Origin of the sequence: Modicisalibacter sp. MOD 31.J (assembly GCF_020147985.1) — a bacterium.
GTDB lineage: Bacteria > Pseudomonadota > Gammaproteobacteria > Pseudomonadales > Halomonadaceae > Modicisalibacter > Modicisalibacter coralii.
On sequence record NZ_JAGXFF010000005.1, the window covers coordinates 283,397 to 306,208 of the forward strand.

Annotated in this window: 22 protein-coding genes; 9 read left to right on the top strand and 13 right to left on the bottom strand. The window is 66.3% G+C overall.

The window, feature by feature from the left end; genetic code table 11:
- The first annotated feature begins 51 nt into the window (after positions 1-51).
- From KGR00_RS18120 to KGR00_RS18145, 6 genes are all read left to right on the top strand, one after another.
- Positions 52-636: a TRAP transporter small permease subunit gene (locus KGR00_RS18120; RefSeq protein WP_224418835.1), complete on the top strand. Its 585-nt coding sequence runs from the start codon at positions 52-54 to the stop codon at positions 634-636.
- Positions 633-1,940, top strand: a complete 1,308-nt coding sequence (locus KGR00_RS18125; protein WP_224418834.1) for a TRAP transporter large permease — start codon at positions 633-635, stop codon at positions 1,938-1,940. The genes KGR00_RS18120 and KGR00_RS18125 overlap by 4 nt, the downstream gene beginning before the upstream one ends.
- A gap of 240 nt (positions 1,941-2,180) precedes the next feature.
- The gene (locus tag KGR00_RS18130; protein WP_224418833.1) at positions 2,181-2,870 is read left to right on the top strand and encodes an HAD-IA family hydrolase; all 690 of its coding nucleotides are present in this window, start codon (positions 2,181-2,183) and stop codon (positions 2,868-2,870) included.
- A 91-nt stretch (positions 2,871-2,961) separates the two neighbouring features.
- A complete protein-coding gene (locus tag KGR00_RS18135; RefSeq protein WP_224418832.1) occupies positions 2,962-3,336 on the top strand; it encodes a translation initiation factor Sui1 in 375 nt (124 codons plus the stop codon).
- Between the two features lie 47 nt (positions 3,337-3,383).
- Positions 3,384-3,812: a YbaY family lipoprotein gene (locus tag KGR00_RS18140; RefSeq protein WP_224418831.1), complete on the top strand. Its 429-nt coding sequence runs from the start codon at positions 3,384-3,386 to the stop codon at positions 3,810-3,812.
- Positions 3,813-3,916: 104 nt separating this feature from the next.
- Positions 3,917-4,909: an aldo/keto reductase gene (locus KGR00_RS18145; protein ID WP_224418830.1), complete on the top strand. Its 993-nt coding sequence runs from the start codon at positions 3,917-3,919 to the stop codon at positions 4,907-4,909.
- Between the two features lie 87 nt (positions 4,910-4,996).
- On the opposite strand, the gene KGR00_RS18150 is transcribed toward KGR00_RS18145, so the two are convergent.
- Together KGR00_RS18150 and KGR00_RS18155 are read right to left on the bottom strand one after the other, a co-directional pair.
- Positions 4,997-5,656: a hypothetical protein gene (locus tag KGR00_RS18150; RefSeq protein WP_129141205.1), complete on the bottom strand. Its 660-nt coding sequence runs from the start codon at positions 5,654-5,656 to the stop codon at positions 4,997-4,999.
- Positions 5,657-5,747: 91 nt separating this feature from the next.
- Positions 5,748-6,632 (bottom strand): NAD-dependent protein deacetylase, encoded by an 885-nt coding sequence (locus tag KGR00_RS18155; RefSeq protein WP_224418829.1) that lies wholly within the window; start codon positions 6,630-6,632, stop codon positions 5,748-5,750.
- Between the two features lie 86 nt (positions 6,633-6,718).
- Here KGR00_RS18155 and KGR00_RS18160 point away from each other — a divergent pair, with 86 nt between their 5' ends.
- Both KGR00_RS18160 and KGR00_RS18165 read left to right on the top strand, forming a co-directional pair.
- Positions 6,719-7,780: a sensor domain-containing diguanylate cyclase gene (locus KGR00_RS18160; protein ID WP_224418828.1), complete on the top strand. Its 1,062-nt coding sequence runs from the start codon at positions 6,719-6,721 to the stop codon at positions 7,778-7,780.
- A 98-nt stretch (positions 7,781-7,878) separates the two neighbouring features.
- Complete coding sequence (locus KGR00_RS18165) at positions 7,879-8,790, top strand: nuclease-related domain-containing protein (protein WP_224418827.1); 912 nt, start codon at positions 7,879-7,881, stop codon at positions 8,788-8,790.
- On the opposite strand, the gene KGR00_RS18170 is transcribed toward KGR00_RS18165, so the two are convergent.
- From KGR00_RS18170 to KGR00_RS18185, 4 genes are all read right to left on the bottom strand, one after another.
- Entirely contained in the window at positions 8,787-9,281 is a 495-nt protein-coding gene (locus KGR00_RS18170) for a hypothetical protein (protein ID WP_224418826.1), read from the bottom strand. The two genes, KGR00_RS18165 and KGR00_RS18170, sit on opposite strands and share 4 nt — an antisense overlap.
- Complete coding sequence (locus tag KGR00_RS18175) at positions 9,274-10,902, bottom strand: sodium:solute symporter (RefSeq protein ID WP_224418825.1); 1,629 nt, start codon at positions 10,900-10,902, stop codon at positions 9,274-9,276. The genes KGR00_RS18170 and KGR00_RS18175 overlap by 8 nt, the downstream gene beginning before the upstream one ends.
- A gap of 64 nt (positions 10,903-10,966) precedes the next feature.
- A complete protein-coding gene (locus tag KGR00_RS18180; RefSeq protein ID WP_224418824.1) occupies positions 10,967-11,749 on the bottom strand; it encodes a ribonuclease I in 783 nt (260 codons plus the stop codon).
- Positions 11,746-12,909, bottom strand: coding sequence for a permease (locus tag KGR00_RS18185; protein WP_224418823.1), 1,164 nt, complete (start codon positions 12,907-12,909; stop codon positions 11,746-11,748). Before KGR00_RS18185 ends, KGR00_RS18180 begins: the two co-directional genes overlap by 4 nt.
- 173 nt (positions 12,910-13,082) lie before the next feature.
- Between KGR00_RS18185 and KGR00_RS18190 the strand changes: the two genes are divergently transcribed.
- The gene (locus KGR00_RS18190; protein ID WP_224418822.1) at positions 13,083-13,868 is read left to right on the top strand and encodes a hypothetical protein; all 786 of its coding nucleotides are present in this window, start codon (positions 13,083-13,085) and stop codon (positions 13,866-13,868) included.
- An 18-nt stretch (positions 13,869-13,886) separates the two neighbouring features.
- On the opposite strand, the gene KGR00_RS18195 is transcribed toward KGR00_RS18190, so the two are convergent.
- The 7 genes from KGR00_RS18195 to KGR00_RS18225 all read right to left on the bottom strand — a co-directional run bounded on the left by KGR00_RS18195 (position 13,887) and on the right by KGR00_RS18225 (position 22,351).
- Positions 13,887-15,224, bottom strand: coding sequence for a deoxyguanosinetriphosphate triphosphohydrolase (locus tag KGR00_RS18195; protein WP_224418821.1), 1,338 nt, complete (start codon positions 15,222-15,224; stop codon positions 13,887-13,889).
- 117 nt (positions 15,225-15,341) lie between these two features.
- Complete coding sequence (locus KGR00_RS18200) at positions 15,342-16,247, bottom strand: LysR substrate-binding domain-containing protein (protein WP_129141196.1); 906 nt, start codon at positions 16,245-16,247, stop codon at positions 15,342-15,344.
- A gap of 109 nt (positions 16,248-16,356) precedes the next feature.
- Positions 16,357-18,381 (bottom strand): CocE/NonD family hydrolase, encoded by a 2,025-nt coding sequence (locus tag KGR00_RS18205; protein ID WP_224418820.1) that lies wholly within the window; start codon positions 18,379-18,381, stop codon positions 16,357-16,359.
- Positions 18,382-18,383: 2 nt separating this feature from the next.
- On the bottom strand, positions 18,384-19,973 hold the full coding sequence (locus KGR00_RS18210) for a BCCT family transporter (protein ID WP_224418819.1): 1,590 nt from the start codon (positions 19,971-19,973) through the stop codon (positions 18,384-18,386).
- 385 nt (positions 19,974-20,358) lie between these two features.
- Positions 20,359-20,673 (bottom strand): hypothetical protein, encoded by a 315-nt coding sequence (locus KGR00_RS18215; RefSeq protein WP_224418818.1) that lies wholly within the window; start codon positions 20,671-20,673, stop codon positions 20,359-20,361.
- 98 nt (positions 20,674-20,771) lie between these two features.
- The gene (locus KGR00_RS18220; protein ID WP_224418817.1) at positions 20,772-21,509 is read right to left on the bottom strand and encodes an ankyrin repeat domain-containing protein; all 738 of its coding nucleotides are present in this window, start codon (positions 21,507-21,509) and stop codon (positions 20,772-20,774) included.
- A 284-nt stretch (positions 21,510-21,793) separates the two neighbouring features.
- The gene (locus tag KGR00_RS18225; protein ID WP_224418816.1) at positions 21,794-22,351 is read right to left on the bottom strand and encodes a hypothetical protein; all 558 of its coding nucleotides are present in this window, start codon (positions 22,349-22,351) and stop codon (positions 21,794-21,796) included.
- Between the last annotated feature and the right edge of the window lie 461 nt (positions 22,352-22,812).

Sequence of the window (22,812 nt, forward strand, 5' to 3'; positions counted from 1 at the left end):
CATCCGGGGCGTGCCAACGCCCCGTTCCTCCGCCATCTCGAGGACGACGCCATGACTTTCCTGCTGACCGGGCTGTCCCGACTCAATCGTGCTCTGGAACGTCTGCTTCACTGGGTGCTGCTGGCGCTGTTGATGGGCTTCATCGCGCTGATCGTCTACCAGATCGTCAGCCGCAACCTGCCGCTGCTGCCGCGCCTGTACTGGACCGAGGAATTCAGCCGCTTCGCCTTCCAGTGGATGGTCATGCTGGGCACCGCGATCGGCGTCTATCATGCCGACCACTTCGTGCTCGAGGCGTTTCCGCGGGGCACCCGGGCCGACCGCGCCACACGGCTGATCCGCGACCTGGCCTGCCTCGCCGTGGGGGTGATCTTCATCGCCTACGGCAAGGACTTCGCGCTCTCCGGCCTGCGCCGTCACGCCACCGCCTCGCAGTTGCCGATGATCTATGTCTATTCGGTCTTCACCGCCTGCGGGGTGTTCGTCACGCTCTACGCCCTCGAACGCCTGCTGCACACCGCGCTCTTCGGCCTCGACGCCATGGAGCGCGCCCTCGACACTCCCAACGAGCTGGACGAGATCGCCGACACGGACGACGCCCAGCTCGCCGCGATCGAACGAGGAGACGCATCATGATGCCGATGGACTGGGTCTTCCTGCTGCCCTGGCTGCTGTTCGCCCTGCTCGCGGTGTTGATCGTCGCCGGGGTGCCCATCGCCATGTCGCTGGTGCTCACCGCCTTCGGCGTGATCCTGCTCGACCCGCGGCTAACCGTCTGGGTGATGTTCCAGCGCATGTACAACGGCATGGACTCCTTCGTGCTGCTCGCCGTGCCGCTGTTCCTGCTCGCCGGCAACCTGATGAACGCGGCGCGCATCACCGACCGTCTGATCGCCCTGTGCATGCATCTGGTGGGCCACGTCAAGGGTGCCCTGGCTCATGTCAACGTGCTGGTGAGCATGCTGTTCGCCGGCGTCTCGGGCTCCTCCACCGCCGACAGCGCCGGGGTCGGCACGGTGCTGATCCCGGCCATGAAGCGCGAGGGCTACCCGGTGCGCTTCGCGGTGGCGGTGACCGCCGCCTCCTCGGTGATGGGCATCATCATCCCGCCGTCGATCAACATGATCGTCTGGGGCGCACTGACCAACACCTCGATCGCCGGGCTGTTCCTGGGCGGCATCCTCCCCGGGATTCTGATCGGCGTCGCTCAACTGCTGCTCAATCTGATCTACGTACGGCGCTACGACGTGCCGGTGCGCCGGCGCGCCAGCGCCCGCGAGCTGCTGCACTCGGGCCGCGACGGCCTGCTCGCCGCCGGCATCCCGATCGTGATCATCGGTGGCATCACCCTGGGGCTGGTCACGCCCACCGAGGCCGCGGTGATCGCCGTGCTCTATGCCATGGCGCTGGGGTTCTGCGTCTACCGCGAGCTCAGCGTGCGACACGTGCTCGAGGCCTCGACCGCCACCGTACGGCTGTGCTCGCTGTCGCTGTTCAGCCTGGTCGGCGCGGCGATCTTCGGTTACCTGATCAGTTTCTATCAGATCCCGCCCAAGCTGATGGCCGGCGTCAACATCACCGACCCCACCACGCTGCTGCTCATCATGGCCGCGGTGATGCTGCTGATCGGCACCTTCATGGACTCGCTACCGGCGATGGCGATCCTCGCGCCGATCTTCCAGCCGCTGGCGATGCAGGCCGGCGTGCACCCGGTGCAGTTCGGCGTGGTCGGCGTCATGGCACTGGGCCTGGGGCTGATCACGCCACCCTACGGCCTGTGCCTGATGATCTCGGCGAAGATCGGCGGCATCCCGCTTCTCAAGGCGCTGGGCACCACCCTGGTCTACCTGGCGGTAATGCTGGCGGTGATCGTGCTGCTGATCCTCTATCCGGACCTGGTCCTGGCGATACCACGCTGGCTGACCCCGGATTTCGTGTGAGGTCGCTCACGATTGCCAGGCGTTGATTTGGGCGGCCCCGGTCGCGCACCATGAGACGTAAGTCCTATTGTCAGAGCGCATCGCGCCCGGAAATCCCGGGCGACAAATCGTCACAGATGCGCTAGTGTTTAGGAAACAGTGTTCTAAAAGTGGACACATTCATCCTCAACCGCGCGCCGGCCCTGCCGATAACGGGAAGAGAGAGCCCACGCCGGGGCTGGCCGCAAGAGACACGAGATCATGCCGCAACCACTCTGCCTGCTTTTCGACTGCGATGGCACGTTGGTGGACAGCGAACCGCTACTGGCCGAGGTCATGGCCGACGCCCTGAGTCATGTCGGCCTGCCCTTCGCCGCCCGACAGTACATGGAGGAGTTCCGGGGCGTGCGCTTCATGTCGATCGTCGCCGAACTGGAACGCCGTCACGGCAGACTCGACGACACGGTCCGCGCCGCCGCGGAATCCGAGATGCGCAAGACCCTGGCGCTGCGCATGTCGCGCGAACTCAAGCCGATCCCCCATGTCCGCGAAACCCTCGACGCGCTGAGCCGTCACCCGCGCTGCGTGGCGTCCAACGGTCCCGAACAGAAGATTCGCAACGCGCTCGACAGTACCCGCCTGCGCCCCTACTTCGACGATCGCCTCTACAGCGGTTATACCCTCAACTGCTGGAAGCCCGATCCCGGATTGTTCCAGCACGCCGCCCGGGGCATGGGCTTTGCGCCGTCGCAGTGCGTGGTCATCGACGACGCCGCCGTCGGCGTGACCGCCGGCCTGCGTGCCGGCATGCAGGTGGTCCACATCAACCGCTTCCCCGAGGCCGAGGCCACGCCGAGCGGGGCCATCGCGATTCACGACATGGACGAGCTGCCGGGCGTGCTCGCCCGCCTGGCCGAGTCACGCCAGGCGCCGATGGCGATGGCCAAGTGATGTCGCGCCGGGCGCCGCACGGGTGCCTCGTCGCGTCCTGACGGCTGCGCTATCATCGGGGCTCATCCATCGTCTCGACAGGAGCCGCCGCATGGCCTCCCTTCAGGATCAGCTCCGCGGTCTCGTCTACTCCACCGAGCACGGCGAGACCTGCCCCGAGTGTCGTCAGCCCATCGCCGACTGCCGCTGCGCCGACCAGGCGGAGGCCGAGCGCATCGCCGCGCTCGACGGCATCGTGCGCATCCGCCGCGAGACCAGCGGCCGCAAGGGCAAGGGCGTGACCACCGTGACCGGCGTGCCGCTCGCCGAGGGCGAGCTGAAGACCCTGGCCAAGTCGCTCAAGAAGCGCTGCGGCACCGGCGGCGCGGTCAAGGAGGGGGTGATCGAGATTCAGGGCGATCATCGCCAGACGCTCAAGGCGGAACTCGAGGCCCAGGGGTATCGGGTCAAGCTGGCCGGCGGCTAGCCGCAGCGCTTCTCACGCTTCTCGCCCCATTGTTCACGGAGATTCTCATGCCCCGTTCGTTCGGCTCACTGGCTCGCCCTATCGGCTCGTGGCTCGTCGCCGCCATCCTGCTGCTTGCCCTGGGCGCCTGTGCCCTGACCCCCGATTTCGCCAACCTCGAAGCGCGCATCGTCAGCGACAAGCCCCTGGAGCTGCCCCGCAATGCCGAACTCACGGTCACCCTGCGCGATGCCGATGCCAACTCGGCCACGGTGGCCGAAGCCACCTACACGCGACTCGGCAGCGGACCGATCCCGGTGGTGCTGCGCTACGACGACAACGCCATCGAGGGCGGCCGGCGCTATGTGCTGACGGCGGCGATCCGCACCGATGGCCGCCTGCTCTACACCTCCCCCAAACCGGTTCCGGTACTCACCGGCGATGCCGCCTCGCAGGGCCGCGTCGAGGTCCCGGTAACGCCCGTCGCTCGGCCCTGACCATCACGAGAACCGTGCGAGGCGGGCGCGGCGCTTGCCAAACCGCCGGAAATCGAGCCAGCCTTGCAGAGAGTTCAGGGAAAAACCGTCACAGGGAGACACCCATGGAAACCCTCCGCATTCCCGGCACCGACCTCAACCCGACGCGCATCGGCCTGGGCACCTGGGCGATGGGCGGCAAGCAATGGGGCGGCACCGACGACGACCAGGCGGTTCGCACCATTCACGCCGCTCTCGACAAGGGCGTCACGCTGATCGACACCGCCCCGGCCTATGGCTTCGGCCACGCCGAGGAGGTCGTCGGCAAGGCCCTCGCCGACGGCGGGCGCCGTGACGACGTGGTGCTCGCCACCAAGGTCGCACTGGAATGGGGCGACGGCATCGAGGGCGTGGTGCGCAACGCCACGGCACGGCGCATCGAGCAGGAGGTCGAGGACTCGCTGCGCCGTCTGCGCACCGACCGCATCGATATCTACCAGGTGCACTGGCCGGATCCCAAGACGCCCATCGAAGAGACCGCCGGCGCCCTGCAGCGGCTCCACCAGGCGGGCAAGATCCGCGCCATCGGCGTCAGCAACTTCTCGTCCGAGCAGTGCCGGGCGTTTCGCGAGGTCGCGCCGCTGCACACCGTGCAGCCGCCGCTCAACCTCTTCGAACGCGAGGCCGAGGACGACATCATCCCCTACGCCGAGCGCGAGAATCTCGCCATGCTCACCTACGGCGCGCTGTGCCGGGGCCTGTTGAGCGGCAAGATGTCCCGCGACTCGCGCTTTCAGGGCGACGACCTGCGGCAGTCCGATCCCAAGTTCCAGCAGCCGCGCTTCGACCAGTACCTCGCGGCGGTCGCCGCGCTCGACGACCTGGCCCGCGCGCGCCATGACAAGCGCGTGCTCGAACTCGCCGTGCGCTGGTTGCTCGACAGTCACGCCAACGGCATTGCCCTGTGGGGCGGGCGTCGTCCCGATCAGATGGACCCGCTCGACGACATCGACGGCTGGACGCTGAGCCGGGACGACCTGGCCGAGATCGACCGTATTCTCGACGAGCATGTCACCGACCCGGTGGGCCCCGAGTTCATGGCACCGCCGAGCCGCTGAACCTGACTCACGCCACCACGAAAGGCGCCCGTGCCATTGGCACGGGCGCCTTGTGTTTCGCCTCGAGCAATCCTGCGGGCCTGTGGTTCAGAAGGTGTACTCGAGCCCCACCACGGCGACCGGGTAGAAGCCGTAGTCGTCGAGGTCGTCCTGAAGGTCGTCCTCCTCGCGCTGGACGTCGCCGGCCAGGCGCGGATCGCTCGCCGCCCCCGTGGCGTGCAGGTCGACCTCGGCGTCGGTCAGGAAGGCACCGAGCCGGCCGAACATGCCGAGGCCGGCGGCATGGCTGCCGCGCCAGCCGATGCCCAGATAGGGCTGCACGGAGTCGCCCAGGCTGGCCTTGCCCTCGAGGGTACCGACCTCGGCCGCGGTGTAGGTCCGGCCATTGAACTCGTAGCTGCCCCCCGCCTTGGGCCGCCCCACCACCTGCACGGCGATGTCCGGACGCACCGCGCCCAATGACACGAAGAAGCGCCCGGCAAACGGGAAGTAGTCCAGGGTCAGGCCGTAGACGTCGACATCGGCGTCGCCCTCGTAGTCGGCATCGTCGGTCTCATGGTCGATGCCGTCGTAGCTGAAACCGCCGTAACTGCCGGTGAGCGCGAGGTTGTCGTTGAAGCGGTAGCTAAGGCTGCCGCCGAAACCGGTGGTACCGGCCTCGGCGCCCAGCGACCAGTTGGCCGCCCCGGCGGGCAGCGAGACGCCGAGCAGGGCGACAGCGAACAGCGAGTGACGAAGGGTGAGCATGGGGATCCCCTGATTTTGTCATGGAATGAAAGTCGATCAGGGGAGATAACGGCAGGCAACGCCGAGGCTTGAGGATATTTTCACAAAAATGTCACAGATGCGCGAGCAGCTCGCCCAGTATGTCGTCCACCGGCGCGTCGACCTTCAGGGTGTAGAGGTCATCGGCGCGGGTATGCCCGCGATTGACGCAGGCGATCGGTTTGCCGGCACGCGCGGCCTGGCGGGCGAAACGAAAGCCCGAATAGACCATCAGCGACGAGCCCACCACCAGCAGGGCATCGGCGGCGTCGAGCGCGTCGAAGGCGGCATCGACCCGGTCACGGGGCACGCTGTCGCCGAAGAACACCACGTCGGGCTTCCAGATGCCCTCGCCGCAGCGCGAACAGTCCAGCACCCGGAAGGTCGAGAAATCCAGGCCATCGAGGTCGGCATCGCCGTCCGGTCCCACGGCGGCGTCCAGCGACTGCCACTGAGGATTGCAGGCCGCCAGCTCCTCGTGCAGGGCATAACGCATGCGAGTCGCCCCGCAGCTCATGCAGCGCACGATCTCGGCACGCCCGTGCAGGTCGATGACCCGGCGCGACCCGGCACGCTGGTGCAGACCATCGACGTTCTGGGTGACCAGGGCGGTGACGTGACCGCGCGCCTCGAGCGCCGCCAGGGCGCGATGCGCAGGCCCGGGCCGGGCATGCTCGATGGCCTTGAAACCGATCAGGCTGCGCGCCCAGTAGCGCTGCCGGGTCGCCGGGCTGGTCATGAACGCCTGATGCTGAACCGGCGGCGAGCGCTTCCAGGCCCCGCTGGCGTCGCGATAGTCGGGAATGCCGCAGGTCGTGCTCACCCCGGCGCCGGTCAGCACCAGCAGCCGCGGATGCGCCGCGATGAAGGCCGCCAGCGTGGTGGCATCGGGCGTGCCCCCAGCGGACGGCGACGGCCGGGCAGCAGGCCGGGAAAGCGCGAGCGTATCGTTCGGCATGGGGAGTTTTTGCTGGCGAGAGGCAGGATTTTTCGTCACAGTGAAAACGTCTCACACACCGCCCGCGTCGACAACGGATATTCGCGATGCTTCATCCAGCGACCGCCTCCAGGGATCCTCGCCTGGCGCTCGCCCGGCGCCTCTACCTGCCGCGTATCGTCGGTCTGGGCCTGGGGCTCGTGTGCATCGCACCGGGCCTGTGGGAAGCCCGGGCCGCCTGGCCGCTTTGGGGCCTGCTGGCGCTCAACGGCCTGATCTGGCCGCATCTTGCCCGCCTGCTCGCCGCGCGCAGCCAGAATCCGCATCGCGCCGAACGGGGCTTCCTGCTGCTCGACAGCCTGTTCACCGGCGCCTGGTGCGCGGTACTGGGCTTCGACCTGCTGCCCTGCCTGCTGCTGATCGCCCTGCTCAACCTCGGCAACATCGCCGTGGGCGGCCTGCGCCTGCTGGCGATGGGACTCGGCGCGCTGGGCCTCGGCGCCGCCCTCGGCTGGCTGGCGACACCCACGCCCGAGTGGCGACTCGTGCCCTCGCCCGCCGTGCTGCTGGGCTGCCTGCCGCTGCTGCTCGTCTACCCGCTGCTGCTCGGCCACATGACCTACCGCCAGGCCTGCCGGCTGGTCGAGCAACAACGCCGCATGACCCGCCTCGACCGTACCGACGGGCTCACCGGCCTCTACAACCGCCAGTACTGGGAACGCCTGGTCGAGACGCACTTCGCCGACGAGCGCCGGCCGGCGACCCTGGCGCTGGTCGATCTCGATCACTTCAAGCGCATCAACGACACCTTCGGCCACGCCATGGGCGATCGCACGCTGCGCCGCGCCGCCGCCTTCCTGCGCGAGTCGCTCGGCGAGCACGCGCTGATCGGCCGCTATGCCGGCGAGGAGTTCGGCCTGCTGTTGCCCGGCATGGCGCGCGAGGACGCGCTGACGCGACTCGACGACCTGCGCGAGCGCTTTCCGCTCCCCGAGTCCCAGGGCGAGACGCTGCTGCCCTGTACCTTCAGCATCGGCCTGGCCGAGCGCGACGCGACCCTGCCCAGCCACGCCGAATGGCTGCAGCAGGCCGAACTGGCGCTGCACGACGCCAGGCGCCAGGGACGCAATTGCGTGGTCGCCTATACCGACACCACCCGCTCGACCTGAACGCCGGCACGCGCGGCCGACGATGGCCGGGCGCAGACATTTGCCGGACATGACGTAGAATGGGCGTTTCGTCCCCCTTCACGGCAAGGATGGCTGAGATGGCCTGGCTGGAATACCTGATCCCCCTGATCTTCCTGGCGCCGCTGGGCGCGACCGCCGGGATCGTCACGGCGCTGCGCGGCCTGCACGACGCCCGGGTGCGCTCGCCGTTCGACGCGCAGCCGTTGCGCGAGCCCGGCCAGGCACTGCGCGACCGGCTCGACCGCGCCTTCTCCAGCCTGTTCCTCAACGGCGCGCTGGGACCGATCGTGATCCTCGCCCCGCTGACCTACGGCATGGGGCGAATGATCATCGCCGACGAGCAACTGTGGCTGGAATGGGCGGTCTACGGCCTGCTCTGCTCGGCCCTGGTGCTGCTGTTCTGCTTCCTGCTGATCCGGGATTTCCAGCGTATCCGCCGGCTCAAGCTGGGCCTGGCCTGCGAACTGGCGGTGGGTCAGGAACTCGAGCGGCTGATCCGCCCCGAAGAGCACCCCTTCTTCGTCTTCCACGACATCCCCAGCGAGACCTTCACCATCGATCACGTGGTGCTCACGCCCCACGGCGTGTTCGTGATCGAGACCCGGGCGCGCAGCCATCCGCTGGATGCCACCGGAGCGCCCCAGCGCGAGGTGACGGTGGAGAGCCAGCGCCTGCGCTTCCCCGGCTGGAGCGAGCGCCAGCCGCTGCACAAGACACGCCAGGCCGCGGTGTGGGTGCGTCACTGGCTGGCCCGCGAATACGGCATCGACGTGCCGGTGCGTGGCGTGCTGGTGCTTCCGGGCTGGCAGGTCACGGTCGAACATGCCCCGAACGACCTCGAGGTGGTCAGCGGCGAAGGCCTGGCACAGCGCCTCGCCGAGACGCAGCTCGGCGCGCTCGACGACGCCAGCCACGACCGCATCGCCCACGCGCTGGAGCGGCGCGGCGCGTTGCTCGACGGTCGCCGTCGGGAGAAGCCGTCCATCTAGGCGCGTTGAGCGTCCTCTCGCAACCCGGCCAGCACCGCCGGCTTGAGCGCCGCCAGAGGCTCGCCCGAGATCCCGCTGATCACCAGCAGCCGGCGGCGGCCGCGACGCTCGCCGGCGTAGCCCAGCCACAACGGCAGCGATACCGCCAGCGGCGACGCCTCGCTCAACCGGGCCCGCCACAGCCCGCGCCGGGCCAGACGCTCCCAGAACCACAGCCGCGCGACCCGCTGCCGGTCGGGCGGCGCTTCCGCCGCCAGCACGAGGCGCTCGTCAGCGTCGTCATCGGCCGACGTCGCCAGGCTGTCGGGCCACAGCAGGCCCCGCTCGAGGCGCCGATGACACAGCAGCCAGACGGGGTCGGCCCCGGGCAGGGCCACGGTGAACGCCCACATGGCGAGCCGCGCCGCCTCGAAGCGCTCGGCGCCCAGGCGTCGCAGTCGGGTCATGGCGGACTGCGCGTCACAGCGCCGCGGCAGCGCCCGCTCAGCCATGCGCCACCGCCTGCAACAGCGCCAGGCCCGCCACCAGCAGCACGAACCAGAGCAACAGGCCGAAGCACCGCCGCCGCGTCAGGCGCGCTTCCGGGGTGATCTCGTGGGCCGCCGCAGCACGTGTCGAGAGCAGCGCCTGCATGTCCGGCGCGCTCTCGTCGATCACCACGTCGGCCAGTTGCTCGCGACTCGGCGCCGGGGTGGCGAGGCTCACCAGATAGCCCACGCCCAGCGACACCGCCACGCCGATGGCATTGTTGTACAGCCAGGAGATCGACAGGCTGCTCGACACCCACCAGACCGCGCCCATGCCGGCCACCAGGCCGGCCACCGCACCCCGCGCATTGCTGCGATGACTGAGGATGGCGAGCAGGAAGACCCCCAGCAGGGCGCCGTAGAACCACGAGCCGATGCGATTGACGGCCTCGATGACCGGCCCCAGGTTGCCGGCGAAGAAGGCGAACAGCGTGGCATAGAGCCCCCAGAACACCGTGGCCCAGCGCGACGCCTTGAGGTAGTGCCGGTCGCTGGCGTCGGGGCGCACGAAGCGGCCGTAGAAATCGCGCACGGTCACCGCCGACAGCGAGTTGAGCGCCGAATCGAGGCTCGACATCGCCGCGGCGAAGACGCCGGCGATCACCAGCCCCGCCAGCCCCGGCGGGAAGGCACTGACCACGTAGCGCGGAAACAGCTCGTTCAAGTTGTCCGGGGCCGTCAGGCCGTGCTGGTCGTAGTAGGTGGCGAGCATCACGCCGATGAACAGGAACAGCAGCATCTGCGGCACCAGCAGGTAGCCGCCGATCAGCAGCGAGCGCTGGCCCTCGGCGATGGAGGGGCTGGTCAGCACGCGCTGGATCTGGCTCTGGTCGGTGCCGAAATAGGCGATGTGCAGGAACACACCACCGATCAGCCCCGCCCACAGCGAATAGGTCACCGTGGGATCGAACGACAGATCGATGGCATCGAACATGTCGTGGGCGGCGCCGAAGGCGAAGACGTCGCCCCAGCCGCCCGGCAGGCTGGCGACCATCAGCCCCATGCTGACGATCGCCCCCAGCCAGAGCACGAACATCTGGATCACGTCGGTCCAGATCACCGCACTGATGCCGCCCAGCACCGTGTAGCTGACCGCCAGCAGCGCCATCACCACGATGGTCAGATTGACGCTCCAGCCGGTCACCACCGACAGCACCAGCGCCGGCGCATACAGCACCACCCCGGTGGCCAGGCCCCGGGCGATCAGGAACAAGGCCGCGCTCAGGCTACGGGTCACCGGGCCGAAGCGCCTTTCGAGCAGTTCGTAGATGCTGTAGATGCCGGCGCGGTGGAAAACCGGCACCAGCAGCAGGATCAGCACCGCCATGGCCAGCGGCACGTTGATGAAGGTGACCAGCCGCTCGAGACCGCCCTCGAAGCCCCACCCCGGCGCACCGATGAAGGTGATGGCACTGGCCTGGGTGGCCATCACCGACAGGCCGATCGCCCAGCCGGGGATCTTGCGCCCGCCGAGGAAATAATCCCGGGTATCGTGCTGGTTGCGCCCGAAGCGCGCACCGATGAAGGCGATGGCCAGGATGTAGACCACCAGCACCGCACTATCCAACCAGGTGAATTCGCTCACGACCCTGTCCCCGTTTACAGACACCATTGTCTCTAAATTAGCAGGGTTTCCCCGAATTGCCGGTTTACTCGGCCGCGAAGCGGGCGATGCGCACCCGCTCGGCACAGCGACCCCGGCGCAACGCCACCAGGCTCGACGCCGCGGGGAAGGCGTCCAGCGCCGCGGCGTCGATGCCGATACGCACCTCGGTCAGCCGCCGGTTGCCGCGGCCGCCACAGACCAGTTGCAGGGCGCGACCGTTGCCTTTGCCGAAGGCGGCCTCGAAGGCCGCAATCAACGCATTGCGGGCCACGTCACCGCCCCGATGGAGGACCACGAAATCGGTGAAGGCCGAGGCATTGACCGCCGCCGTCAAGGCGACGCCGGTGGCGAAGTAGTCATCGGGAGCGATGCCCAGGCAAGCCGCATGCTTGGCGTACTCGTAGCGATCGAGACAGCTCGCCCGTCCGGGCATCGCGACATCGAGCCGCCGATCGAGCGGCGGCGGCAGGTCGAAGGGCGCATGCGCGCGACAGAAGCCGCCGTCGGGTCGGGGCGAGTCGCGAAAGCACCCCTCGGACCGCCATTGCCGACGGCTCACGCCGGCCTCGGCGGCCCGCTCGGGCCGCGACGGCCACAGGCCGTGCAGGACGAAGCCCGTATCGGCCGCCTCGCGCAGGCGCGGTTCGCGGCACTCCCGCGGCGGTGAGCGGCGGGTCTCGCAGAACCCGGCATGCCAGGTCAACGCCAGGGTGTAGTGATCGAAGCGCGCCGGGGTGTCGAGCGCCGTCGCCGGCGCCGCGACCGCGAAAAGCAGCGCGACGCCACACAGCCCGGCGACCAGCGCCCGACGAAACAGATCGATCAATGGCAGTGCCCGCCGCCCTGCCGGCGGCCCCAGAAGAACGCCGCCACCGCCACCGGCAGCAGCACCAGGTTGAGCAGCGTCACGTAGTTCCAGCCGAAGACGTCGCGGCCCAGGCTGACCTGACGCTCGCCCTCGGGCAGCCAGCCCAGCGCGGCGAAGCCGTAGTCCAGGCACAACGCGGTGACGATCGCGCCCAGAAAGAAGATCAGCGCCATCCAGGCCGCCGCCTTCCAGCCGTAGTAACGCCGGTAGACCGACAGCATCGGCAGGGTGATCAGATCGGAGAGAATGAAGGCGATCACCCCGCCGAAGGAGATCCCACCCTTCCACAGCACCGCGGCGAGCACGATATTGCCCACCGAGCAGACGAAGGCCAGCACGGCGATGATGCTGCCGGCGACGGCGTTCCACAGCAACACGCCGAAGCCGGGGTTGTCGCCCTCGGTGAGGAAGATCGCCCGCCAGGCCTCGTCGGGCACGATCACCGAGAGAATCGCCGCCACGGTCACGCCGATCAGGATGTCCTTGCCGACCATGGTCACGTCCATGTGGAAGTGCGACGCGGCGGTGCGCAACTTGGCGAGCATGGCGCTCTCGCCATGGCCCGAATGCCCCGAATGATGGTCGTGGTCGTGGTCGTGGTCGTGGTCGTGGTCGTGGTCGTGGTCGTGGCCACCATGATCGTGGTGATGCTCGTGCCCGCCACCGCCGCTGTCGTGGCCGGCGTTCTCGCGGGCCGCGTCGATCACCGCGCTGGGCACCAGCAGGCGCACCAGCACCGCCATCACCACGATGAAGATCAGCCCGCCGACCAGCTCACCGAGCACGAAGGCCATGCCCAGCAGCGAGAACAGCACGATCAGGATCTCGAAGACCAGGTTGGTACTGGCGACCATGAAGGCCATGGCATTGGCCCAGGCCGCGCCCTTCATGATCAGGGTGCGCGCCATGCTCGCCGCGGCGTAGGAACAGCTCGACGACAGCGCGCCCACGCCGGTGGCCAGCGACAGCGACCGCGGCGAGGTCCGCCCCAGCTTGTCGCCGACCAGCTCGGCCGGTACCCAGGCGCGAATCACCCCCGAGAGCAGAAAGCCCAGCGCCAGCCCCCAGAATATTTCCCAGACCATGCCGGTCCAGGAGGTCACCAGTTCACCGATCATATCGCCTCCTTTCGATTGATCCTCGAAAACCGTTCTCGCAACCCGTCAGCATAAACCCTTGTGCAACACACACTTCCAGCCGGTCGTCGCAATCGCTTGCCGAAGACCGCCGACGGGCCGATAATCCGCGCCGTCACTGCGCCACAGGAGAGGCCCTTTCGCCGTCGTTGTCGATGAAACTGATCACGTTCGACGCATTTCGCACCCTCGGCATCCCCGGGGTCCGGTATATCAAGCCCGAGCGGATGTACGCCCACCTCGACGAGATCCGCCAAGCCGACTGGTTGCTGTTTCCCGAGTACTGGCAGGTCAACACCCTGATCTACGGCCTCGGCAAGCGCATCTTCCCCAGTGCGGCCAGCTACCATCTGGGCCACGACAAGGTCGAGCAAACCCGTGCCTTCCAGGCGGTGTGCCCCGAGCACCTGCCGCCCACCGAGATCCGCGGCAGCAGCGCCGCCAGTGTCGAGGCGATCGACCGCCGCTTCGGCTACCCGTTGATCGCCAAGCGCATCAAGAGCTCGATGGGCCAGGGCGTGTCGCTGATCGAGAACCGAGAACAGCTCACCGCCCACGCCGAGCGCGAGAATGTACTCTACATCCAGGAGCCTCTGCCCATCGACCGTGATCTGCGCATCGTGCGGGTCGGCGATGCGATTCTCGCCGCCTACTGGCGAGTGACCCCGCTGGGTGGCTTCCGCTCCAACGTCAGCCAGGGCGGGCGCATCGACCACGCCGACGTACCCGAGGCCGCCATCGCCCTGGTCGAGCGTCTGGCCCGGACCCTGGACATCGACCATGCCGGCTTCGACATCGCCATGGTCGAGGGCCACCCGTTCGTCTTCGAGTTCAACCGTCTGTTCGGCACCCAGGGTATCGCCGACAGCGCGCGCACCCTGGGCCGGGCGATCCTGAGCCATATCACCGCCCGCACGCCACCCGCCGACGTGGCCGCCTGAACGAGGTCCGGCGGCGGCTCACTCGCCCTTGAGCCGGCCGCCCATCTCCTGGGCCAGATCGACCGCGTAGTGGTCGGTCATGCCGCCGATGAAGTCGAGCATGCGCCGGTAGCTGTCGTAGAGCGACCAGTTGGGTTTGGGCGTGTTCTCGCCGATCAGCGCCAGCACGCGCTGGTGCTTGAAGGTCGAGCGGCCGTGGTGGTGCAGTTCGTGGGCCGCGCCGATGAAGGCCTCGAGCAGGATGCCCAGGGTGGTGTAGGCGCCGATCTCCAGCTTGGCCTTGCGCTCGTTCTGGAAGATCCGCTCGCGGGCGAGCTGCTTGGCCGCCTTGACGCCCCAGTCGAGGTCGGGATGACAGAGTTCGAGCAGGTCCTCGGTGAGCCCGCCGTTGAGCAACGCGGTCTCTTGCTGGACGAACACCTCGCCGACATCGGTCACCGCGCGCTCCATGGCCGCCCCGCGCAGCGCCGCGATACGCCGGCGCTGGGAGACGCCGGCCTGCTCCATGCGCGCATACTCGGGCGGTTCGCCGCCGGCGATCTGGGTGAGCACCTCGGCGACCTCGGGAAAGCGCAGGATGCCCATCTCCAGACCGTCCTCGAGATCGAGCAGTGCATAGCAGATATCGTCGGCGGCCTCGACCAGATAGGCCAGCGGGTGGCGGCACCAGGCCCAGTCGTCGCGCGGCTTGAGCCCCAGGCGTCCGGCGACCTCGGCGAGCCGTTCGCGTTCGGACTGGTAGCTGCCGAACTTGCCGGCCCGGCCGCCGTGCTCCACCGTCCAGGGGTACTTGAGCATGGTGCCCAGCGTCGCCGCGGTCAGGCGCATGCCGCCGCGAAACTGGTTGTATTCGATCTGGGTGACGATACGAAAACCCTGGGCGTTACCCTCGTAGGTCAACAGATCGGCACGCTGGGTGTCGGTGAGGCCGTCGAGCAGGCCGCTGCCGTCGGACTCGGCACGCTTGAACCAGTCGCGGATGGCGTACTCGCCGGCGTGGCCGAACGGCGGATTGCCGATGTCGTGGCCCAGACAGGCCGCCTGGACGATCACCCCCAGATCGGCCGGGGTGATCCAGGCCGGCAGCCGCTCGCGCAGCTTCTCGCCGACGCTCATGCCCAGCGAGCGGCCCACGCAGCCGACCTCCAGCGAATGGGTCAGGCGGGTATGGATATGGTCGTTGTCGGTGAGCGGATGAACCTGGGTCTTGCGCCCCAGGCGCCGGAACGAGCCGGCGAAGACGATGCGGTCGTGGTCCTTGTGGAACGGGCTGCGACCGACCTCGTCACGCGAGCCGCGCGGCTTGTCGTTGAGGCGCTGTGGGTCGAGCAGGCGGTCCCAGTTCATCGACGTCATGAGGCATCCTTGGTCGGCAGGCATCGGTGGCGGACATTGTCGCATTCTACGTCAATTCATCCGCCATGGCGGTCCGTGTCGTTGCGACCGGGCCGCCGGCAGCGGCATCGCGAACACTCAGCCCAGCAGCCAGCGCCGAAAGGTCTGCATCGCCTCGGTGCGGTGGCGGTGCTGGGGCGACAGCAGGGCCAGACGCCCCCGGCTGGGCAGGGCCTGCGGCAGGGCCCGGATCAGCTCGCCCCCGGCCAGGTCGCGCTCCAGCAGTCGCGACCAGCCCAGAGTCACGCCCTGCCCCGCCAGCGTGGCGTTCATCAGCAGTTGATAACTGTTGGCGCGCAAGGTGCGTTCGGGTCGTCGCCAGGAGAGCCCGACGCCGGCGAACCAGGCCTCCCAGGTCAGCCAGTCGTGGTAGTGGTCCTCGACCACCAGCAGGGTGTGGCGGTCGAGCAGATCCTCGGCATCGCGCACCTCGCCATGATGCTGACGGTACAGCGGGCTGCACACCGCGATCACGTCCTCGTCGACGAAGATCGGTTCGGCCGTGAGTCCGTCCGGTTCCACCTCGCCGGGCACATGGTAATAGAGCCCGAGATCGAACTCGGCCAGGTCCAGGCGATGCGGATCCTCGACCGTGAGGATGCGCAGGGCGATATCGGGATAGGCACGCTGGAAGTCGGGCAGACGCCGGGCCAGCCAGAGCGAGGCGATGGTCGGGCTGGCGGCGAGCGTCAACTGGCGCTCGCCGCCACGCCGGCGCAGGCGCGCCGAGACGTCACCCAGATCGCGCAGCAGTTGCCGGACCACACGATAGTACTGCTCCCCGGCGGGGGTCAGGCGCAGGCCGTCGTGACCGCGCTCGAACAGCGGCCGGCCGAGATCGGCCTCGAGCCGCTTGATCTGACGACTGACGGCGCTCTGGGTCAGATTCAGCTCGGCCCCGGCCTGGGTGAAGCTCAAGTGCCGGCCGGCGACCTCGAAGGCACGCAGGCAGGCCAGCGGCGGTAGCGCATCGTGACTCGACATGGCGGCATTCGGCCCCGAGACATCCTGATCCCGCAGCCTATCATGCCCGGCGACCGATGCCGTTCCACGGTTCGTGTCCCCCGGCCGGCCGCCCCCGCCGCCCACCGGCCTAGATCGCCGTGCGCGGAATCTCGCGCTGCCACGTCCGCCGACTCACCAGGGTCTCGCCCTCGTGGGCGATCTGCTCGGCCTCCAGATAGAAGGTGGCTTCGTCGCAGCGCAACCGATAGCGGCTGACCACCTCGACCGCGAAGCGCCCCTCGCCCTCGGCGCGACTGGCGCGATAGACCCACTCGATGTCGGCACGGGTGCGCGTGGCGTCGTGGGGATGACTGGTATAGACCTCCCGGGCCTTTTGCTCGACGCGCAGGCCATGATCGAGAAAGCGCACGTCGCCCATGTCGTCCTCGACGATGACGGTCACCTCGCCGCTGCCGACGTCCTCGCTGATGGTGCGCTTCGGCGCGCCGGGACGCAGCGTCTCCTGACGGCAGGGCCGCGCGCTCTCCGGTGGCTCGAACGGCATCGGGATGAACGGCGCCTTCGCCAGCGGCAGATCCAGCGACGGCGTACCGGCCTTGAGGGTTAAATCGGCGCGCTTGCGCGGCGACCAGACCAGCGGGAAATTGGCACTGGAAAGCGCGACGCGCAGCCGGTGACCCGGCGGCAGGCGATAGCCGATCATGTCCAGCGCCAGACACACCGCCATCGGTTCGCCCGGCACCGGCGGGGTGATCGTGCCGGGATCGTCGCGCAGGTTGAGGTTGAGCGTGCCGTAGGTGATCAAGGCGCTCTCGCCGCTGGGGGCCACGTCGCACAAGCGCACGTGGAGCTGGCCGCAGGCCTCGGTGCTGGCGATATTCACGGCGACGCTCGGCTGACCGAGGATGTCGAGCCCGTCGTCGTAGGGCGCGGAATCGAAGGTCAGCGACAGGCCGTCGTCGCGCCGCTGATCGGGCGGAAAGTCGGCGCCGAACCACAGCGGGATGTACTCGCCCTGCAGCGACCCGGCGGTCAGCGGCGAGGCGATCGCCCGGTCGCGGCTCAAGCGCGCGTCGGCCGCGAGGCCATGGTCGCCGAGATACAGCCGGGTGGTCTCGACCTCGTCTTGCGGGGCCGGCCAGCCGTGGGTGCGCAGCCAGCGACCCGGGCGCTCGAGATACTTGGGCGCCGGCGGCACGCCGTCCTGCAGGTAGAAGGTGCACGACGGCTCGTCCATGATCCCGGTGTCGACGCCCTTGAGCCAGTAGTCCCACCAGCGCAGCGCTTCCTGCAGGAAGCCGATGGCCGGCTCGGGAATCGCGAAGTGCGGGTACTTGTGCATCCAGGGCCCGATCAGCGCCTTCCGGGGGCACTGGAGGTGCTCCATCATCCGCGGGATGGTGTCGATGTAGGAATCCGCCCAGCCGCTGATCATGTAGACGGCGGCCTCGATATCCCCATAGTTTTCGCCGATCGAGCCGTGGCGCCAGTAGGCATCGCGGTGCTGGTGCCTCATCCAGGTCTCGGCCAGCAGCGGCATGTTGTCGAGGCGGTGCTGCCACATCTCGCGCCAGCGCTCCCCCACCAGCGCGGGGTCCGGCACCGCCGCGGAGAAGCTCAGCATGGTCGCCGCCCAGCCGAGGTTCTCGAGCAGCATGTTGCCGCCCTTGTAGTGGATGTCGTCGGCGTAACGGTCGTCGGTGGAACACAGCGTGATGATCGCCTTGAGCGGGCCGGGACGCAGGGCGGCGAGCTGCAGGCTGTTGAAGCCGCCCCAGGAGATGCCCATCATCCCCAGCGTGCCGTCGCACCAGGGCTGCGCGGCGATCCAGCCGATCACCTCCAGCGCGTCGCGCTGTTCCTGCACCGCGTACTCGTCTTCCATCAGTCCGTCGGATTCGCCGTTGCCGCGCATGTCGACGCGCACGCCGGCATAGCCGTGGCCGGCGAAGTAGGGGTGCGTGAGTTCGTCGCGTACCGCCGTGCCGTCGCGCTTGCGATACGGCAGGTACTCGAGGATCGCCGGTACCGGCCGCGTCTCGGCGTCTTCCGGCAGCCAGATGCGCGCCGCCAGCCGGGTACCGTCGGCCAGCGGGATCTCGAGGTGCTCGATCTCGCGGATCGCGTGCGGGAAGTCGTGCTTGATCGTCATCGTCAGTCCTTGTCGACGGCGGGAACGTAAGAGGAGCTGGCGTCGCCCGGCGCAACGGCGCTAGCCGCGCCCCTGGCGGGGGTCCGCAATTGCTCGGGGTGCTTCAGCCAGATCCACAGCGAGCTGCTCGCCAGCAGGATGATCAGCATCGCCGGCAACCCGCCCAGGTTGGAGAGCATCTTGACCCCGTCGATGCCCACGAAACTCACCATCACCCAGGACACCACACCGACGACCGATCCCCAGATGACCTTCATCGGCAGGCCGGCATTGAGATCCGAGTCGGCGGTCAGCCCCCGGGTGCACAGGTTGCCGATGGCATCGGTGTTGGAGTCCGCGGCGGTGACGTAGGAGATGTAGGCGATGAACAGCAGCAGCGGGATCCACACCCCCGACAGCGGCAACTGGCGGAACAGCTCGTAGAGCACGTTTTCCACGCCCTTGTCGGTGAGGATGGCGTGCAGGTCGACGCCGGCATGCGCCTGGAAGTAGAGCGCGGCGCTGGAGAAGATGGTGATCCACACACTGGCGAACAATGCCGGATACAGCAGGTTGACGCGCAGGAACTCGCGCACCGTGTAGCCGCGCGAGATCTTGCCCAGGAACAGCGCCGATACCGGCGCCCAGGCGAACCAGATCGCCCAGTAGAAGATCGACCACCAGTAGGGCCACTGGTCGTCGCCGGCGGCGCCGGTGAACAGGCTCCTGGTGAAGAAGTTGTCCAGATAGACCCCGAACGACTCGACGCCCAGCTTGAGCATGAACACCGTCGGGCCGACCACGAACATGAACAGGCCCAGTGCCAGCAACAGCCAGGCATTCAGCGACGACAGCCGGGCGATCCCCTTCTTCAGCCCGCTGGCCGCCGAGATCACGAAGGTCACCACGACGATCGCCACGATCACGCCCAGGCGCAGCGGATTGGTCTCGCCGCCCAGGTACTGACCGACGCCGCCGGCCAGGGTCAGCGCGCCGGTGCCCAGCGTCGAGGCCATGCCGGCGACCAGCGCATACAGCGCCACGGCGTCGATCATCCCGCCGAAGCGGCGTACCCGCGGCCCGAACAGCGGCTCGAGCATGCTCGAGATGGAAAAGCGCAGCCGCCGGTTGTAGAACGCCAGGGCGAAGATCAGCGCCGGCACCGCATAGATGGCGTAGGGCGTGAACGACCAGTGCAGGAACATGGTCGACATGGCGAACAGCATGGCATCGCTGGAGCCGGCCTCGATGCCCAGCGACTCGGGCGGACCCATGTAGTGATAGAGCGGCTCGGCGGTGGTCCAGAACAGCACGCCCACCGCCAGGGTGGTGCACAGGGTGATCGAGAACCAGCGCCAGCGCGACAGCAGTGGCGTGGCGTCGTCGCCACCGATGCGGATCGTGCCCAGCGGCGAGAAATAGACCACCACCGCGAGCAGCAACAGATAGAGGCTCCCCAGGCTGAACAGCCACGAGAAGCGATCGAGAATCGCGTCGTTGAGCGCGCTGGCGGTCGCCAGGAACGCATCGAGATCGACATAGCTGGCGACCACCGCCGCCATCAGGATCAGGAAGGTCGGCCAGAACACCAGCGGCCGCAAGGCAGTCTGCATCAGGTATCTCCGATTGTCGTTGTCACTCGTCCCATGCGTCGAGATCATGCAACGACACTCTACCCAGGCTCAGCGCCGCGGTGACAAACGAACAATCGGTATGGGGCCATGCGCCAAGCGCATGGCCCGGGCAGGACTCGCGCCACTCTCGCCCAGGACACGGCCGCCCGCGACGCGAGCGCGACAGACGACCGACGAAGCGACAATCGACGCTTGCCCCGTCAGTAGGCGCGAATCATCGCCGCCAGATCCTCGGCGACCGGATCGAGGACCTTCGACCAGGAGAGATAGGGCGTGCCGGCGGTGCCGCTGACCAGCACACTGAACGAGCCCCGGCGCCTGAAGGTGGCGCCGCCGGGGCTGCGGTCGGAAAGGCAGCCTTCGGTCAGCCTTCGGCCATGCAGTCGCGATGCACCTTTTCCTGGAAAGACTCTACCGGGTTGCTGCCGCTGATATCGTAGGCGTAGGCCTTCTCCGACAGCGAACGCCACCAACGGCTCGCCTTGCCCATATCATTGGCCTCCAGGCCTCTCATGACCTGACTCTTAGAGACTCCATCCAAGCGTTTTTGCATGATGTCTTCCGCCACCGAGGCTTGTATCATGCAATCCGCCTCGTGCTGAGCCGGGTTATTGGCGGCCTGCGCCTGCCCCAGTGTCAGCAGGCTGCCCATCATTACTGCTGCAATCTTGAGTTTCATGAACCCAGCCTCCTTGTAGAAATCAGGAAACAAAAAAAATGAAGCCCATGCTACGCGGAACAGAGAAATGAAAACCTATCGCGCAAACACGCCTTCATTCAAAACGAAGGATCAAGATAGCCTCTTTGCTTAAGCGCATCCACGAACCTCTTATAATCTCCACCAGCCTCTCTATCTTTAAACTCTTTCAATATGTCAAAAATTGAATACCCTCCCCCCGACTCAATCATATTTGGATCCGCCCCAGCATTCAAAAGCACCAAGGCTGTCTCATACTCCTGGCCCATAACAGCATTAAACAGCGGCGTTTCATCAAACCTTACTTTAAAGTCAACTTCAGCGCCATGGTTAACCAGCGCTTTAATATGCTCAATACGCTCATCACTCATGTGATGATAAAGCAATGTTTGAGCTCCATTGTAAAGATAATTTGGATCTCCACCCGCTTCTAAAACCGCTTCTATAAATGTAGGATCCGGATTTCTATACGCCTGGTATAAAAGACCCACCTTTTTGATACCACTAGACTTTTTATCGATAGTCGTTAAATTGGGGTCGCCACCATTGTCGAGCAAATATCGGAATATCTCAATATCAGGCTGCATAGTCACAGCCCAGAAAAGCGGCGTCATCCCTCTCTTACCCACGGCATTAGGATCTGCCCCATGATCCAGCGCCCGTTGCACCGCTTGGACATCACCGTCACCAACTGCTTGGACTAATGCCAACTGGGCTTCATCCTTGAAATAATACGAGGGTTGCTTGGAGTATCCCGCACAGGCCGGTAGAGTCAGCATCGACAGCAATGCCGCACACAACCACATTGTCAATCGCATGAAAGGCTCCTTAACTTTGGTTCGAATGGCAGCAGCTTTTGATGCGCTTCAAGGGGATTCCCTGCCGAATTTTCCGGGCGAGAGATATCGCCATCCCATGACAACTGGAAGAGTATGAATCATTAGACAATCCGCCACTCAGCTACAAACAATTGGCTTTACATTGAAAGCCCAGTCGTCAAGGCTGCACAAACCCCAGAAGCATGGCTTACCGGATGCCCCCTCTTTCTCATTGCCCCCTGCCACCCACACGCACCATGCACGACCTTATATTTAAGGCCATGCTAGTCTTTCTCAAAACGCCGCCATGGCACGGAAAGGCACTCGCAGAAGTATTTTTTAAGCATCAATTCTTTTGCCTTGTCGGGTGACGACTCTGCCATGCTGGCCATTTTTTCAGAATAGGCTTCTCGATACTCTTTTTCCAAAATCGGATAGATTGGCCCATTGGGGTCATATTGATCTTTTGCTTTTTCCAGGATGGATTCCAGCGACATCCTTTCCGCCGTCTCGACCGCTCCAGCTTTCATGTACATCTGATAAGAACGATAATGTCCTACAGGTATCGCCAAACCAGAGACCACAGCAATATTACATCTTAAATACCTGCCATGTTTCGCCGCCATCTCGACATACTTATCCTGATTTTCAGTTTTTGCGTAGTGTTCAATTCTACTCGCGTAAGGTGAAGAAACACCCTCGACTGGCAAGGCCCCAGGGCAATTGGCAGCCTGCCAATCATCTGTCTCTGGCGCACTTCCTTCCTCTGCCATGGCAAAGAGTGGAATAAGGGCTAGTACCAGGAAGTATGGGAACCGCGGAAAAACTGTGAGACCGAACATCTCGACTCCTCGAATCATGAACAGTCCGGAGCGCAGAGACACTCATTCGCCTTGGTGAAACGCCCGATCAGGGATAGGCAAAGGATGGCATGCAAGACTGATGGACAGGCTGCTAGGCTGTGTACGAGAACTGTCTGCGCTCGGCAATACAGCGTTAAAAATCGGCTGGAGCGCCAGCCCGAGCTCGGCGCCCCCGTCAAAATGCTCATTTACACCCCGTAAACTGGTACGCCAGCCCGGTCCGCTTTTCGCCGATTTTTGCCTTGTCTTGCCTTCCCTCGCCGACTTTTCGTACAAACCCTAAAGAGCCTTGAGCAATCACTTGTCCCGTCGCCAGGGCATGCGCACACCACCATCAGTCGAGAGGGGCAAAGTCTCAGGACAGAACGAAACGCACTCGGAAACGACCGGCAGTCTATCACTCGCTCGTCGGCCATCCTGTCAACGGGTGCGCAATCCGG

What these genes read in the sequence shown, in the direction of transcription:
- KGR00_RS18210 (WP_224418819.1), bottom strand. Translation starts at nt 19,973, where the DNA reads ATGCAGACTGCCTTGCGGCCGCTGGTGTTCTGGCCGACCTTCCTGATC.
- KGR00_RS18205 (WP_224418820.1), bottom strand. Translation starts at nt 18,381, where the DNA reads ATGACGATCAAGCACGACTTCCCGCACGCGATCCGCGAGATCGAGCAC.
- KGR00_RS18165 (WP_224418827.1), top strand. Translation starts at nt 7,879, where the DNA reads ATGGCCTGGCTGGAATACCTGATCCCCCTGATCTTCCTGGCGCCGCTG.
- KGR00_RS18195 (WP_224418821.1), bottom strand. Translation starts at nt 15,224, where the DNA reads ATGACGTCGATGAACTGGGACCGCCTGCTCGACCCACAGCGCCTCAAC.
- KGR00_RS18200 (WP_129141196.1), bottom strand. Translation starts at nt 16,247, where the DNA reads ATGTCGAGTCACGATGCGCTACCGCCGCTGGCCTGCCTGCGTGCCTTC.
- KGR00_RS18150 (WP_129141205.1), bottom strand. Translation starts at nt 5,656, where the DNA reads ATGCTCACCCTTCGTCACTCGCTGTTCGCTGTCGCCCTGCTCGGCGTC.
- KGR00_RS18190 (WP_224418822.1), top strand. Translation starts at nt 13,083, where the DNA reads ATGAAACTGATCACGTTCGACGCATTTCGCACCCTCGGCATCCCCGGG.
- KGR00_RS18135 (WP_224418832.1), top strand. Translation starts at nt 2,962, where the DNA reads ATGGCCTCCCTTCAGGATCAGCTCCGCGGTCTCGTCTACTCCACCGAG.
- KGR00_RS18220 (WP_224418817.1), bottom strand. Translation starts at nt 21,509, where the DNA reads ATGCGATTGACAATGTGGTTGTGTGCGGCATTGCTGTCGATGCTGACT.
- KGR00_RS18120 (WP_224418835.1), top strand. Translation starts at nt 52, where the DNA reads ATGACTTTCCTGCTGACCGGGCTGTCCCGACTCAATCGTGCTCTGGAA.
- KGR00_RS18140 (WP_224418831.1), top strand. Translation starts at nt 3,384, where the DNA reads ATGCCCCGTTCGTTCGGCTCACTGGCTCGCCCTATCGGCTCGTGGCTC.
- KGR00_RS18225 (WP_224418816.1), bottom strand. Translation starts at nt 22,351, where the DNA reads ATGTTCGGTCTCACAGTTTTTCCGCGGTTCCCATACTTCCTGGTACTA.
- KGR00_RS18125 (WP_224418834.1), top strand. Translation starts at nt 633, where the DNA reads ATGATGCCGATGGACTGGGTCTTCCTGCTGCCCTGGCTGCTGTTCGCC.
- KGR00_RS18215 (WP_224418818.1), bottom strand. Translation starts at nt 20,673, where the DNA reads ATGAAACTCAAGATTGCAGCAGTAATGATGGGCAGCCTGCTGACACTG.
- KGR00_RS18155 (WP_224418829.1), bottom strand. Translation starts at nt 6,632, where the DNA reads ATGCCGAACGATACGCTCGCGCTTTCCCGGCCTGCTGCCCGGCCGTCG.
- KGR00_RS18185 (WP_224418823.1), bottom strand. Translation starts at nt 12,909, where the DNA reads ATGATCGGTGAACTGGTGACCTCCTGGACCGGCATGGTCTGGGAAATA.
- KGR00_RS18145 (WP_224418830.1), top strand. Translation starts at nt 3,917, where the DNA reads ATGGAAACCCTCCGCATTCCCGGCACCGACCTCAACCCGACGCGCATC.
- KGR00_RS18160 (WP_224418828.1), top strand. Translation starts at nt 6,719, where the DNA reads ATGCTTCATCCAGCGACCGCCTCCAGGGATCCTCGCCTGGCGCTCGCC.
- KGR00_RS18170 (WP_224418826.1), bottom strand. Translation starts at nt 9,281, where the DNA reads ATGGCTGAGCGGGCGCTGCCGCGGCGCTGTGACGCGCAGTCCGCCATG.
- KGR00_RS18130 (WP_224418833.1), top strand. Translation starts at nt 2,181, where the DNA reads ATGCCGCAACCACTCTGCCTGCTTTTCGACTGCGATGGCACGTTGGTG.